The sequence below is a fragment of the Deltaproteobacteria bacterium genome, from assembly GCA_016210045.1.
In the GTDB taxonomy this organism is placed as follows: Bacteria; UBA10199; UBA10199.
On sequence record JACQUX010000024.1, the window covers coordinates 25,637 to 38,979 of the forward strand.

Sequence of the window (13,343 nt, forward strand, 5' to 3'; positions counted from 1 at the left end):
CGCCGACCCGCTCTCAAATCGGGAATCACCGGGTGGAATCTCAAATTGACAGGTCCATCGACACCACATAAGGCACGCCACATGATGATCTATCTCGATCACAACGCCACGACGCCGCCGCCACCGGAAGTCATCGACGCGATGCTGCCGTTCCTGCGTGAACAGTGGGGAAATCCATCCAGCCTGCATGCGTTCGGGCGGGACGCGGGCCTCGCCATCGACCGGGCCCGAGAGGCCTGCGCGGCGCTGTTGGGGGCTGCGCGGGCATCCGAAATCTGCTTCACGAGCGGCGGCACGGAGTCCGACAACACCGCGATCCGCGCATTAGCCGCGGCCGACCCCAACAAACGTCACATCATTACGACGGCCGTGGAACATTCCGCGGTGCTGCAATCGTGCCGTGCGCTGGAACGGGAGGGATACACGCTGACGTACCTCCCCGTCGCGCGCGACGGCACGTTGACCGTGGAAACAGTCGCTGCGGCGCTACGTCCCGACACCGCGTTCGCCACGATCATGTGGGCCAATAACGAGACCGGCGTCTATTTTCCGATCCCCGCGATTGCCGAATGGCTCGCGGCGCGCGGCATCCCGCTCCACGTCGACGCCGTCCAAGCAGTCGGCAAACTGCCGATCGACGTGGCGAGGGTGCCGGTGTCGACACTGGCGATCTCCGCACACAAGTTCCACGGCCCGAAAGGAATCGGCGCCCTCTATGTCCGCCGCGGCACGCCGTTTCAACCGCTGATCCGCGGCGGAAGTCAGGAATATGGACGCCGCGCCGGGACCGAAGGCGTTCCACAAATCGTCGGACTTGGGCAAGCCGCCACGTTAGCCAAGCACAGTCTCGACATCTGTACCGCTCGAGTCCGCGCGTTGCGAGATCGCTTAGAACATGAACTCTTGACTTGCATCCCCGGCGCACAGCGCAACGGCGCCGTGGACCAACGAGTCCCCAACACGCTGAATATCAGCTTTCCCGGCGTCGACGGCGAAGGTCTGATTTTGGGCCTCAGCGAACGCGGTCTCTGTGCCTCCACCGGCTCCGCGTGCCGCGCGGGTTCGACCGAACCCTCCCACGTCCTCACCGCCATGCACCTCAGCCCTGCCGCGCTCGCCGGGACGTTGCGCCTCAGTCTCTGTCGCTACACCACCGACGCCGAAATCGACCAAGCGATAGAGATCATCACGCAAGTCGTCCAAAGCCGCCGAGCAAGTTGCACCCACTGACTCCGCAGTTTTCGTTTACGGCATTTGTAGCAGGAGTTGTTCGATCAGCAAGCGACGCAGCGAGAGCACGGTCTTCCCGATCACGAACTCGAGGTGGTCCGTGGCGTGGCCGGTGTCGCCGATCGGACGTTCGGCGTAATAGATGATGTCGGCGAAGTCGCCGATCGCAGCCGGATAGATCCAACATTCGTCGGGGAGTTCCCGGAGGAAGGAACGCATCACCCGCTTGTCGTCATCGCCGACCGGCACCCCACCCCGATACGGGCTGAGGGTCTCGAGGCAGCGTCGAATCAGACTGACGTCTTCCAGCGGAATGACCTGCGCCATCGCTATTTCCCCGGCCAAATTGGGACCGACCCCACCGACACATTGGATCAAACGGTGACGATGCACGGCAAAGACCGCGACGGTCTGAAAATAGCGTTGGGCGAAGTGAAGATATCCTTCGATGGCCGGCTGTTTGTTGCGACACTCGCGGAAGTATTCGACAATATGATAAAAATCCCGACGGTCAGGCTTGCTGACCGGCCGCGGCCCAGCCTCCGGTCTGGCACCGAGGCCTAAGCCATCGACTGCTGGTGTGAGATCCCCCATCCCCCCCATGAGAAGGATACTGTAACACGTACGTCGCAGAACGTGCAATCCCCATCTTGATCTTCTCGAAATTCCGTTGACTTTCACTGGCGACGCGGCTAACTCCCGCGCCTCAATGAAGACACCACTCTTTCAAGGGGCCTCGCTAGAGCACAGTTGGCAGCTCATCGATTGTTCGGAGCAAGCGCTCGGGCGCGTGGCCAATCGAATTGCCATTTTGCTGCGCGGGAAACATAAACCGACTTTTACTCCGCATGCCGACACTGGCGATTTCGTCGTCGCCGTCAATGCGGCGAAGCTGAGGCTGACCGGCCAGAAGCTGACGCAAAAGATGTACTACCACCACAGCGGCTATTTCGGCGGCTTGCGCAAGCGGACGGCCAAAGAAGTGATGGCCAAGACGCCGGAAGAAGTCCTGCGTCACGCCGTCAAAGGGATGTTGCCGCGGAGCACGCTAGGACGGCAGTTGTTAGGCAAGTTGAAGATCTACGCCACGGCGGAACATCCGCACGCGGCGCAGCTCGGCACGCCGGCGGCGGCGTAATTCACTCACACTCGTAAGGACCCTGATCATGGCAAAAGCACGGATCGAAGAATATGTGGCCACCGGTAAACGGAAGGAAGCGATTGCTCGCATTCGACTGCGGCCGGGTACCGGAAGTTTTGTAGTGAATGCCCGGGCGTTGGAAGAATACTTCGGGCGCAGCACCTTGCCGATCATTGCGCGTCAGCCGTTTACTGTCACGAACATGTTGGGCAAATTCGACGTCCATGCACTCGTCGATGGCGGCGGCATCACCGGACAAGCCGAAGCGCTGCGTCACGGGATCGCCCGCGCGTTAGTGGAATACAGCGGCGAATTGAAAAAATCCCTCCGCGTTGCCGGCCTCCTGACCCGCGACGCGCGCATCAAGGAACGGAAGAAATACGGCCATAAGAAGGCCCGGAAGAGCTTCCAATACTCCAAACGCTAAACTAACCGTCGCCATCATGGGCAAACTCATCGACGGCAAAGCGCTCGCACTGCAAAAAGTGGAGCAAGTGCGGCGGTCCGTCGAGGCGCTCCAGACCGACGACATCACGCCGGGGCTGGCCGTGATCTTGGTCGGCAACGATCCCGCGTCCGCCATTTACGTGCGCAACAAGACGCGCGCGTGCGCGCAAGCGGGCATCGCCAATTTGCAACACGACTTGCCGGCGACCACCAGCGAAGCGGCATTGTTGCAACTCGTGGCCACGCTCAACGCCGATCCGCAGGTGCATGGCATCCTCGTGCAACAGCCGCTGCCGGCACATATCAATGCCCAACGGGTGCTGGAGGCGATCGCACCCGAAAAAGACGCGGACGGTTTTCACCCAACCAATATGGGGCGGCTGGCGCTGGGACTGCCGGGACCACGACCGTGCACGCCGCTCGGCGTGATGCAGATGCTCGCGCATATCGGCTATGACCCGGCCGGGCGCGAAGCCGTGGTGTTGGGGCGCAGTGCGATCGTCGGCAAACCGATGGGACTGATGCTGCTGGCCGCGCACGCCACGGTCACGTGGTGTCACTCGCGCACCGCCGATCTGCCGAGCCATGTCCGTCGCGCGGATCTGCTCGTGGCCGCGATCGGCAAGCCGCATTTTGTCCACGCGGATTGGGTCAAGCCGGGCGCAGTCGTGATCGATGTCGGCATTAATCGCACCCCGGAGGGTCGGATTGTCGGCGATGTCGAGCCGGCGGTCGCCGGGTTCGCGAGTCATTGCTCTCCGGTTCCCGGCGGCGTCGGTCCGATGACTATTGCGATGTTATTACAAAATACGGTATGGCTCGCCGCGCAAAGCGCACGCAGAAACGAGCCCAAATGAAAACGCCACTCTATCATCATCATCTGCAACTCAATGGCCGCATGGTCGAATTCGCGGGTTGGGAGATGCCGGTCCAATATTCCGGCGTCGTCGCGGAACATCTGGCCGTGCGTCAACGGGCCGGGTTGTTCGACGTCAGCCATATGGGAGAATTTTCGTTCGCCGGTCCACAAGCGCTGGCGTTGCTGCAATATCTCACCACCAACGACGTGGCCCGGCTGGCGCCCGGCCAAGCCCACTATTCGCTGATCCTCAATGAACAAGGCGGCATCGTCGACGACATCATCGTGTACCGCCAAGGCCCGGAACAATTCCTAATGGTCGTGAACGCCGGCAATTTGGAAAAAGATTGGCACTGGGTACTGGCGCACAACACCAACCACGCCGATGTCGTCAATCGCAGCCGCGAGACCGCATTGCTCGCATTACAAGGACCGGCTGCGGCCGCAATCCTCCAACCGCTCACCGAAATTTCGTTGGCCGACCTGCGGCGCTTTCATTGCGCCGAGGCCCATATCGGCAGCGTCGCAGTCACGATCGCGCGCACTGGGTACACTGGATCGCCCGGATTCGAACTCTTTTGTCGCTCCGCCGATGCCGGCACGCTGTGGCAAACCCTGCTGGAGGTCGGCGGCGCGCACGGCCTGATGCCGTGCGGATTGGCCGCGCGCGACACGCTCCGCGTCGAAATGGCGTATCCGCTGCACGGCCACGAGATCACCGACAAAACGACCCCGTTCGAAACCCGGCTGGATTGGGTCGTCAAAATGGAAAAAGGCGACTTCTTCGGACGCGAGGCGCTGTTGAAACAACGCGCGGCCGGTATCAATCGCACGCTGGTCGGCTTACAGATGGTCGATCCGGGCATCCCACGCGACGGGTACACCGTGTTAGTCGGCGGCAAACCGATCGGCTTCGTCACCAGCGGCACCATGTCCCCATTGCTCAAGAAAGGGATCGCACTCGCGATGATGGGCATCCAGCACAGCGCGGTCGGAACCAAAGTTTCCGTTGACATCCGTGGCAAGGAACGCCAAGCAGAAATTGTCGCGACACCATTCGTCACACCCGCAACGTAACCGTTGTCATAAGTGAAGGAGCGAGCCGTATGCAAATCCCGGAAGATCTTCGCTACACCAAAGAACATGAATGGGTCCGCGTGGAAGGAAAAATCGCGACGGTCGGGATCACCGACTATGCGCAGGACCAACTCGGCGACGTCGTCTACGTCGAACTCCCGGAGGAAGGCGAAGGGATGTCCAAAGGCGATACCGCCGGTGTCGTTGAATCAGTCAAGGCCGTCAGTGACGTCTACGCACCGCTCAGTGGCGAGGTCACTGAAATCAATGTCGCGCTGAAAGAAAGTCCCGAAACTATCAACACCGATTGCTATGGCGAGGCCTGGATGATGAAAGTCGAACTCTCCAACCTCGATGAAGTCGACGAACTCCTGACCCCCACCCAGTACGCCGCATTCGTCGCGGAAGAGAGTGAATAATCCAATAGGGACCGTTAACAATGCCATTTGTTGGGGACCTTGAAGAATGCCCCAGATGCTAGGCGCCCGGCAAGCCGCGACCGGAGCGTACATGGTAGTACGTGAGGATCGCGGCTTGCCGGGCAACGACGCAGGTGGGGTATTATGCGAGGTCCCCCAATGAGTGATTTTCTCCAACGCCATATCGGCCCATCGGCCGAGGCGCAGTCGGCCATGCTCGCCGTGCTCGGGTATACCGCCCTTGACCAATTGATCGACGCCACCGTGCCCGCGTCAATTCGCACCACGCAGCCATTGGCGTGCGGACCCGCGTTGAGCGAACATGAGGCACTGCAGGCCGTGCGCGGACTGGCGCTACAGAATCAACTCTGGCGATCCTATCTCGGCATGGGCTACCACGCGTGCATCACGCCGGCCGTGATTCAGCGCAACATTTTAGAAAACCCGGGGTGGTACACGCAGTACACGCCGTATCAGGCCGAGATCGCGCAGGGCCGATTAGAGGCACTGCTGAATTTTCAAACGCTGGTGAGCGACCTCACTGCCCTCCCCGTGGCCAATGCGTCGTTACTCGATGAAGCCACGGCGGCGGCCGAGGCGATGACGCTCTCGCTCAACGCATCGACACGGGACACACGCGCCTATTTCGTCTCCTCGCGGTGTCATCCGCAAACTATCGCCGTCATCAAGACTCGGACCCAAGCGCTGGGGATCGAAGTGATCGTCGGCGATCACGAACACTACGATTTCAAGACAGCCGTCTGCGGCGTGTTGTTGCAATATCCAACCACCGACGGCGCGATTCTCGACTATCGCCCGTTCATCGAACGCGCCCATGCGGCGGGCGCACTGGTCACGCTGGCCACCGACTTGCTGGCGTGCACCCTCCTCACCCCACCGGGAGAACTCGGCGCCGACATCGCGATCGGCAGCGCGCAACGCTTCGGCGTCCCGATGGGCTACGGCGGACCGCACGCGGCCTTCATGGCGGTGCGGGAGCCATTCAAACGCTTATTGCCGGGGCGCTTGGTCGGCATCTCCATCGACAGTCAGGGCCAACCGGCGCTGCGGCTCGCATTGCAAACGCGGGAGCAACATATCCGCCGCGCCAAGGCGACGAGCAACATCTGCACCGCCCAAGTCCTGCTCGCCGTGATGGCGAGCATGTACGCCGTCTATCACGGTCCAAAGGGCCTGCGCGCGATTGCCGACCGAATCCATGCACGCACTGCGCAATTGGCGGCCGGCGCAAAACGTTGCGGCCTGCAACTCACCACGGAACATTTTTTCGACACGCTACACATCAGCTGCCCCGAGGCCCAAGCCCAGACCATTTACGCCGCCGCCGCCGCACGACAAATCAATGTGCGCCGCCTCGACACCGGAATCGCGGTGAGTCTCGACGAGACCACAACGGAACAGGACGTTGCTGAACTGATCGCAATCTTCAACGGAGGTCGGGCCCCGACCGGGACCCGGGACACGCCAACGACGGACGACCACATCCCCACTACGCTGCGCCGTACCACGACCTACCTGACGCAGCCGGTCTTTCAGCGGTACCATTCCGAAACGGAAATGGTGCGCTACATTAAACGCCTGGAGTCACGCGATCTCTCCCTCACCACATCCATGATCCCGCTCGGCTCCTGCACGATGAAACTGAACGCTGCGGCCGAGATGCTGCCGATCACGTGGCCGGAATTCAGCCAACTCCACCCGTTCGCGCCGCGCGAACAGGCCGCCGGATATCAGCAACTCATCACCCACTTCGAACAGCTAATCCGCGATATCACCGGATTTGCGGCCGTCTCGCTGCAGCCGAACGCCGGATCGCAAGGGGAATACGCCGGATTGCTCGTCATCCGCGCGTATCACCAACAGCGCGGCGCCGCGACACGCAACGTCTGTCTGATCCCCGATTCCGCGCACGGCACCAATCCCGCCAGCGCCACGATGGCCGGGATGCAGATCGTCACGGTCGCCTGTCGCGCTGATGGCGACATCGACGTGGAAGACTTGCGCGCCAAGGCGGCGGCGCACGCCGATCGGCTCGCCGCGCTGATGGTCACGTACCCGTCCACGCATGGCGTCTTCGAAGAAGGCATTCAAGAACTCTGCGCGATCGTGCATCGCCACGGCGGCCAAGTCTACCTGGATGGCGCGAATCTGAATGCGCTCGTCGGTTTAAGCAAACCGGCGGAATTGGGGGCGGATGTCTGTCATCTGAACTTACATAAGACCTTTTGCATTCCGCATGGTGGAGGCGGGCCCGGCGTCGGCCCGATCGCCGTGGCCACGCATTTGGCGCCGTTCCTCCCCGGTCATCCAGTCGTCGCAACCGGCGGCGAACTCGCCATCGGCGCCGTCGCCGCAGCCCCTTGGGGCAGCGCCGGCATCCTGCCGATCTCGTATACCTACATTCGGATGATGGGCGGCGCCGGTCTCACTCGCGCCACCGAGATCGCCATTCTCAACGCGAACTACATCGCCGCGCGACTCGCGCCTTACTTTCCGATCCTCTTCACTGGACGCAACGGCCGCGTCGCACACGAATGCATCCTCGACGTCCGCCCGCTGAAGGGACTGGCCGGGATTGAAGTCGACAATATTGCGAAACGGCTCATGGATTTCGGCTTCCACGCCCCCACCATGTCCTGGCCGATCGCCGGCACGCTGATGGTCGAACCGACTGAGAGCGAATCGAAGGAAGAACTCGACCGCTTCTGCGAGGCCATGATCGCCATCCACGCGGAGGCCCACGCCATTGCCCAAGGAACGCTCGATCGCGCCGACAATCCGCTCAAACACGCGCCGCACACCGCGGCGATGGTCACCGCCGACGCCTGGCCGCATGCCTATTCCCGCCAACAGGCCGCGTATCCACTGCCATGGGTGCAAGAACGCAAATTCTGGCCGGCCGTCTCCCGGATCAATAATCCGCACGGAGATCGGCACTTCATTTGTACATGCCAGGGATAGAAGTAAGTGCTTGAGTTAATCTGCGTAGGAGCGCTCAAGGCGCTCTTGTTCTTCTTTGCAGCGAATGCAGAGTTCGCTGACGGGACGGGCTTCGAGGCGTTTCATCCCGATCTCTTCACCGCACGACTCGCAAACCCCGAATTCGCCGGCGTCGATCTTCTTGATCGCCTTTTCGATTTTCTTGAGGAGCACGTTCTCCCGATCCCGCAACCGGAGTTGCATGGCTTGGCCCGCTTCCGTCGAGGCTTGGTCGACTTCGTCGGGAAGGTCGTCGGGATCGATACCGAGCCCTTCTTCCCGCGTTTGGTCGACCGCCTCCATAATTTGGCGGCGTCGTTCTAAGAGGAGCTCGTGAAAACGTTTGATCTCTTTTTTATTCATGAGGGGGGTACTCTTTTCCTGAGTGGCGAAAATTGTCAATCCGTTTTTGCGCATTCTGGTCCCCCTTGACCCCTCCCCATCCCCCCTGCTACCAGGCCCTCCATGCGCATTCTCGTAATCGGCGGCGGCGGCCGGGAACATGCCATCTGTCGGGCACTGCGGCGGAGTCCGCTGGTGACGGCGCTGTATTGTGCGCCGGGAAACGGCGGCATTGCCGAACTCGCCACATGTCTCCCCCTTGCTGCAACGGACATTGCCGGACTCGCCGACGCAGCCCGCCACGAACGATTCGATTTGACCGTCGTAGGGCCCGAGGCCCCGCTCGCAGCGGGAATCGTCGACCACTTTACTGCGGAAAAGCTTCCAATTTTTGGACCGACGCGGGCGTCGGCACAACTCGAGGCCAGCAAAGTCGCCACCAAGACCTTCCTGCAACGACACGGCATCCCCACCGCGCGCGCAGCCGTTGCGACGACCTATGACGACGCCATCGCTCACGCCCGGTCACAGCCACTCCCGCTTGTGTTAAAGCAAGACGGACTCGCAGCCGGCAAAGGTGTCGTCATCGCCACACAGTGGCCCGACGTCGAAGCCACGCTGCAACAGTGGTTTCGGAGCGCAGACACACAAGCGATCCTGATCGAAGAATGCCTGGTCGGAGAAGAACTCTCCTGCATCGCGATCGCCTCCGGCAGCGATTACGTGCTGCTCGCGCCCGCACAAGACCACAAACGGCTCGGCGACGGGGACACCGGCCCTAATACCGGTGGCATGGGCGCGTACTCACCGGTCGGGCTCGCCACGCCGACGCTGCTCGAGCGGGTGCGGCGCTGTGTGATCGAGCCGACACTGCACGGCCTGATCGCAGAAGGACGGCCGTTCACCGGCTTCCTCTATGCCGGATTAATGATCGTCGACGGGAACCCGTATGCCTTGGAATTCAACGTCCGCCTCGGGGATCCGGAGACCCAAGCAATCCTGCCACGATTGCAAACCGACCTGGTGCCGCTCTTGGTCGCGGCCACAGAGGCGCGGCTCGGCACACCGACATTGCAATGGGATCGGCGCAGCAGCGTCTGTGTCGTCATGGCGGCCGCCGGATACCCGAGCGACGTGCGCACCGGCGACATCATCCACGGATTGGACACGCCACAGTCGGCAGATGTCACTGTATTCCACGCGGGCACGGAGCGTCGCGGGGACACGTATCGCACCGGCGGCGGTCGCGTATTAGGTGTGACCGCGCTCGGCCACGACTTGGCCGCCGCGCGCCGTAGTGCATATGCAGCCATTCAGCACATTACGTGGAACGGGATGCAGTATCGACGAGACATTGGCGCCGCACGCGCAAACACTTTAACATAATAAAGAGGACATCATGACAACAGTCCCGCGAGTCAGCATTGTAATGGGTTCCGACTCCGATGTGCCGACGATGCGCGAGGCGGCAGCGGTGCTGGAACTTTTCCACGTGGCCCACGAACTGGTGATCAGCTCGGCCCATCGCGCGCCGGACAAAACCACGGCATACGCCAAAGGGGCGCGGGCGCGCGGCGTGCAAGTCATCATCGCGGCGGCGGGCTACGCGGCCCACTTGGCTGGCGTCGTCGCGGCGCAGACCACACTCCCGGTGATCGGCGTGCCGCTCGCCGTGTCGGCACTGCAAGGCGTCGATGCGCTGCTGGCGATGGGGCAAATGCCGGCCGGGATTCCGGTCGCGACGGTCACCATCGGTGTGGCCGGCGCCAAAAACGCGGCTCACCTCGCTGTCCAGATCCTCGCATTGAGCGATCCGCAACTCGCCGCCGCACTGACCCAATACCGCACGGACCTCGCGGCTGAAGTGGACAAAAAAGATGCGGCACTGCGAAATTCATAAATCATGAGCTACGGACCGACCACGGAGTTATTGCAGCTCGATCCGACACATCCCGATCCGGCCCGGATCGCGATCGCGGTAGAGCATTTGCGGCGCGGCCATGTCGTCGCGTATCCGACCGAAACTTTTTACGGCCTCGGCGTCGATTTCCAAAACGAGCGCGCAATCAAACGACTGTATGAATTAAAACGCCGCGACCCAAGTCTGCCGATCGCGCTGTTAGTGGCCGATCTGGCGATGTTGGAGGCCTGCGTCACTAACATCGGCGAAACGGCCCGCACACTGATGACCCGCTTTTGGCCCGGACCGCTGACGCTCTGTCTTCCGGCCTCCGCAGCCGTGTCGCGCAACCTCACGACGAATACCGGCAAGATTGGCGTTCGCATCTCGCCGCATCCAATCGCTGCGGCGCTCGTCCACGCCTACGGACGGCCGATCACCACCACGTCGGCCAATCGCTCCGGCTATCCGCCGTCATTGAATGCGCGACATATCCAAAAATATTTCCCGCGCGGCCTCGACTGCATCATCGACGGCGGCGAATGCCAAAGCATCCGCGGCTCCACAGTCGTCGACTTGGCCGACGACACGATGGCCATCGTCCGCGACGGCGCGATCGGCGCAGCGGAAGTCACCGAGTGCTTTCAAGAAGGGGCACCGAGCGAACTACCGGCGCCTGACACACCGAGTGAGCCAACATGAGCAGAACGTCCAGATTGAGGGACGAGACCCGTGCCCCGACAGGGACGAATAAGCGCTCAACTCACGCCGACTTTTTCTGCCAGGATCATCTTGATATACGATTGGTAAGGGACATCGAGTTTAGCCGCCATGGCACGAACTTTATTCAGGAGATCTCTGGGTAAACGGATGGAAATTAATTTCACCGGCGCTTCGACCGACGGATCGAACTCAATCGTCGCACGGTTTTCTTTGGCGTAATCAATGTAGTCTGTCGAGTCATGAGTCTGCCAGAAATTCCATTCTTCTGTCTCATTGCGGAAATGGGGGAGTGGTTCAAGTTTTGACTTCTTTTTCATATAGCTTCCGCTCCTTCCGGCTCATCGGTCGAGCACTGATCACCCGAATCCGGTCCTTGCGAATCGTCAACACGACAAAGAGTAACCGCCCCCCATGGGTCCTACCCAGCGCCGCGAAGCGTTCCTCTCGCGCTACAAGTTGCGCCTTCGCCATGATCAACGGCCGATTAAAAAAAATCTCCTCACATTCGATACTCGTCACACCATGCTTCTTCTCGTTCTTGGTGCGATTGCCCACATCCCAATCAAAGCCTTTGAGCCCGCGCAGCAGCACGGCTGTTGTATATAATAACAATATATAGCTGTCAACGACACAATAAACGTCGAACAAACTCGACACTTTCAATAAAATGCGCCAATGCATTGAACATTCAGAAGAAAACGACAATCAAGAGCGACAGCATCTGCTCAGCATCACTCCCGCGTCAAGATGACGCGGATTTCGGTGACGAGGGCGGGGTCCACGAGGGTATGGATCTTGGCGAGCAGTTGGGGGCGGAGCATGGTGAGTTCTTGTAGCCAGACGGAGTCACGGACGCCCACAAGAAGCGTAGTATCTTGCATCCGGATCGGCGTGGCGTTGCGGGCGATTGACTCGCCAACAACGCGCGGCCAAAGCTCCCAAATCCGGTACTGACGCGCCTTGGCGGCGTATTCGGGACGTTGTTGAAAGAGCCCGGCTAATAACTCCCCGACCGAGGTCGGATGGGACTTGCGGACTAATGGCATACCCCCTTGTAATGGGAGATTAGGGACCACGCAACTTTTTCCGCCATCCGTCGATAACCGGATCAGAACCGTATGGGCGATCCCTTAGCGACAACGCCATTGAGCATTCGTATCGCGCGGCCGGCATTGAAACCGTTGCTCGTCGCCCTCACGCGCACAATGGTGCAATACGCCGACTCGGCCGCCGGCCCGAAAGACATCGACCTCCGAGCGCCGGCGCTGCAGGCGCGGGTCGCAGCGATCTTGCGCGACGGACGCCTCGACCGCATCGAAGCGCCCGCCCTGTTTCGGATGGCCACCGAGATCGTCGGCAAACGGATGCAGCTGCAACCGGAGGATGTCGCATCGCTCGACCGGCAGATCCAGGAAACGATCACGCAGGCCATACAAACGGAACAAGCCCTGCAAAGCAGCGCGTCCTCCGCCCTCGGTGCAACGTCGAACGAGACCTATCGTGAGGAAATTGCACAGCTGCGTGCCGACGCCGCGGCGCTCGACCCGAGTGTGCGCGATTCGGTTGATTATCTCATCGATTTGGCCGAAACCCTATCGACAAAATACGGCATTCTCGACACGTCCATCGCCAACGACTGGGCGAGTCTCTTCAGCACGACCCGAGCCGCGGCCATTGCCGTGGCCGACCTCGTCGCCGAGGACACGACCTCGCGCCAAAAGATGACGCGGCACCTCGAAACGGCCCGGTCGCGCTTGGAAGAAGTCCTCCGCATGGTCCACGATTCGCGGGCCTACGAACTCGCGCGCCACCGGAGCGCACGGACCGGACTCTCGTGGGAAAATGGCTTCGGGCTCTGGGTCTTCTTCAGCGACGAACCGCCATCTCTTGCACTAGCGACCGCGTTGGGCCGGCTGGAGGGCGAACTGTACGCGCACTGGCTCGGCCTCAAGACTTTTCAGGAGGTCTTCGCGCGGGGCGATGTGATCGAAGAAGGGGAAACAGTCCAGCGCTTCGTGCACGGGCCGTTCGGTCAACTCGCCCATCTCGGCGCCCACTTCTTGCTGGATCCAGCCGCCCAGGGCTTAAGCCATAAAGCCGCCCGATGGCGCGTCTGTCGCCATGCCATCATCGGCATGGCACACGATCAGGGCGCCGCGGCCTGGGCCGCGGTCTTTGGGCTGCTCCCGGGAGACGAATAAACGT

16 protein-coding genes are annotated in these 13,343 nt (G+C 61.2%); 11 read left to right on the forward strand and 5 right to left on the reverse strand.

What is annotated here, in order from left to right:
* Nucleotides 1–81: 81 nt before the first annotated feature.
* A complete protein-coding gene (locus tag HY696_07780) occupies nucleotides 82–1,230 on the forward strand; it encodes an aminotransferase class V-fold PLP-dependent enzyme (protein MBI4238298.1) in 1,149 nt (382 codons plus the stop codon).
* Between the two features lie 15 nt (nucleotides 1,231–1,245).
* Here HY696_07780 and HY696_07785 read toward each other — a convergent pair whose 3' ends face one another.
* Nucleotides 1,246–1,833 (reverse strand): hypothetical protein, encoded by a 588-nt coding sequence (locus tag HY696_07785; GenBank protein MBI4238299.1) that lies wholly within the window; start codon nucleotides 1,831–1,833, stop codon nucleotides 1,246–1,248.
* A gap of 106 nt (nucleotides 1,834–1,939) precedes the next feature.
* On the opposite strand from HY696_07785, the gene rplM reads away from it, so the two are divergent.
* From rplM to gcvP, 6 genes are all read left to right on the forward strand, one after another.
* Nucleotides 1,940–2,368 (forward strand): 50S ribosomal protein L13, encoded by a 429-nt coding sequence (rplM, locus tag HY696_07790; GenBank protein ID MBI4238300.1) that lies wholly within the window; start codon nucleotides 1,940–1,942, stop codon nucleotides 2,366–2,368.
* Nucleotides 2,369–2,396: 28 nt separating this feature from the next.
* The gene (rpsI, locus tag HY696_07795; protein ID MBI4238301.1) at nucleotides 2,397–2,798 is read left to right on the forward strand and encodes a 30S ribosomal protein S9; all 402 of its coding nucleotides are present in this window, start codon (nucleotides 2,397–2,399) and stop codon (nucleotides 2,796–2,798) included.
* Between the two features lie 16 nt (nucleotides 2,799–2,814).
* The gene (gene folD, locus HY696_07800; protein ID MBI4238302.1) at nucleotides 2,815–3,675 is read left to right on the forward strand and encodes a bifunctional methylenetetrahydrofolate dehydrogenase/methenyltetrahydrofolate cyclohydrolase FolD; all 861 of its coding nucleotides are present in this window, start codon (nucleotides 2,815–2,817) and stop codon (nucleotides 3,673–3,675) included.
* On the forward strand, nucleotides 3,672–4,754 hold the full coding sequence (gene gcvT, locus HY696_07805; protein MBI4238303.1) for a glycine cleavage system aminomethyltransferase GcvT: 1,083 nt from the start codon (nucleotides 3,672–3,674) through the stop codon (nucleotides 4,752–4,754). Before folD ends, gcvT begins: the two co-directional genes overlap by 4 nt.
* Before the next feature lie 29 nt (nucleotides 4,755–4,783).
* Entirely contained in the window at nucleotides 4,784–5,173 is a 390-nt protein-coding gene (gene gcvH, locus HY696_07810; protein ID MBI4238304.1) for a glycine cleavage system protein GcvH, read from the forward strand.
* Between the two features lie 144 nt (nucleotides 5,174–5,317).
* The gene (gene gcvP / locus HY696_07815) at nucleotides 5,318–8,155 is read left to right on the forward strand and encodes an aminomethyl-transferring glycine dehydrogenase (protein ID MBI4238305.1); all 2,838 of its coding nucleotides are present in this window, start codon (nucleotides 5,318–5,320) and stop codon (nucleotides 8,153–8,155) included.
* A gap of 15 nt (nucleotides 8,156–8,170) precedes the next feature.
* Here the strand turns inward: gcvP and dksA are convergent, their stop codons facing one another.
* On the reverse strand, nucleotides 8,171–8,536 hold the full coding sequence (dksA, locus tag HY696_07820) for an RNA polymerase-binding protein DksA (protein ID MBI4238306.1): 366 nt from the start codon (nucleotides 8,534–8,536) through the stop codon (nucleotides 8,171–8,173).
* 102 nt (nucleotides 8,537–8,638) lie between these two features.
* Here dksA and purD point away from each other — a divergent pair, with 102 nt between their 5' ends.
* Genes purD through HY696_07835 form a run of 3 tightly spaced genes read left to right on the forward strand, consistent with a single transcriptional unit; the run spans nucleotide 8,639 to nucleotide 11,117 of the window.
* A complete protein-coding gene (gene purD, locus HY696_07825; GenBank protein MBI4238307.1) occupies nucleotides 8,639–9,901 on the forward strand; it encodes a phosphoribosylamine--glycine ligase in 1,263 nt (420 codons plus the stop codon).
* 13 nt (nucleotides 9,902–9,914) lie between these two features.
* Nucleotides 9,915–10,415, forward strand: a complete 501-nt coding sequence (purE, locus tag HY696_07830; GenBank protein ID MBI4238308.1) for a 5-(carboxyamino)imidazole ribonucleotide mutase — start codon at nucleotides 9,915–9,917, stop codon at nucleotides 10,413–10,415.
* A gap of 3 nt (nucleotides 10,416–10,418) precedes the next feature.
* Nucleotides 10,419–11,117, forward strand: a complete 699-nt coding sequence (locus tag HY696_07835) for a threonylcarbamoyl-AMP synthase (protein ID MBI4238309.1) — start codon at nucleotides 10,419–10,421, stop codon at nucleotides 11,115–11,117.
* 56 nt (nucleotides 11,118–11,173) lie between these two features.
* Here the strand turns inward: HY696_07835 and HY696_07840 are convergent, their stop codons facing one another.
* Genes HY696_07840 through HY696_07850 form a run of 3 tightly spaced genes read right to left on the reverse strand, consistent with a single transcriptional unit; the run spans nucleotide 11,174 to nucleotide 12,184 of the window.
* Nucleotides 11,174–11,455 (reverse strand): BrnA antitoxin family protein, encoded by a 282-nt coding sequence (locus HY696_07840; protein ID MBI4238310.1) that lies wholly within the window; start codon nucleotides 11,453–11,455, stop codon nucleotides 11,174–11,176.
* Nucleotides 11,433–11,819, reverse strand: a complete 387-nt coding sequence (locus HY696_07845) for a BrnT family toxin (protein ID MBI4238311.1) — start codon at nucleotides 11,817–11,819, stop codon at nucleotides 11,433–11,435. Before HY696_07845 ends, HY696_07840 begins: the two co-directional genes overlap by 23 nt.
* A 50-nt stretch (nucleotides 11,820–11,869) precedes the next feature.
* Nucleotides 11,870–12,184: a DUF721 domain-containing protein gene (locus HY696_07850; protein ID MBI4238312.1), complete on the reverse strand. Its 315-nt coding sequence runs from the start codon at nucleotides 12,182–12,184 to the stop codon at nucleotides 11,870–11,872.
* Between the two features lie 72 nt (nucleotides 12,185–12,256).
* On the opposite strand from HY696_07850, the gene HY696_07855 reads away from it, so the two are divergent.
* The gene (locus HY696_07855) at nucleotides 12,257–13,339 is read left to right on the forward strand and encodes a hypothetical protein (GenBank protein ID MBI4238313.1); all 1,083 of its coding nucleotides are present in this window, start codon (nucleotides 12,257–12,259) and stop codon (nucleotides 13,337–13,339) included.
* The last annotated feature ends 4 nt before the right edge of the window (nucleotides 13,340–13,343 follow it).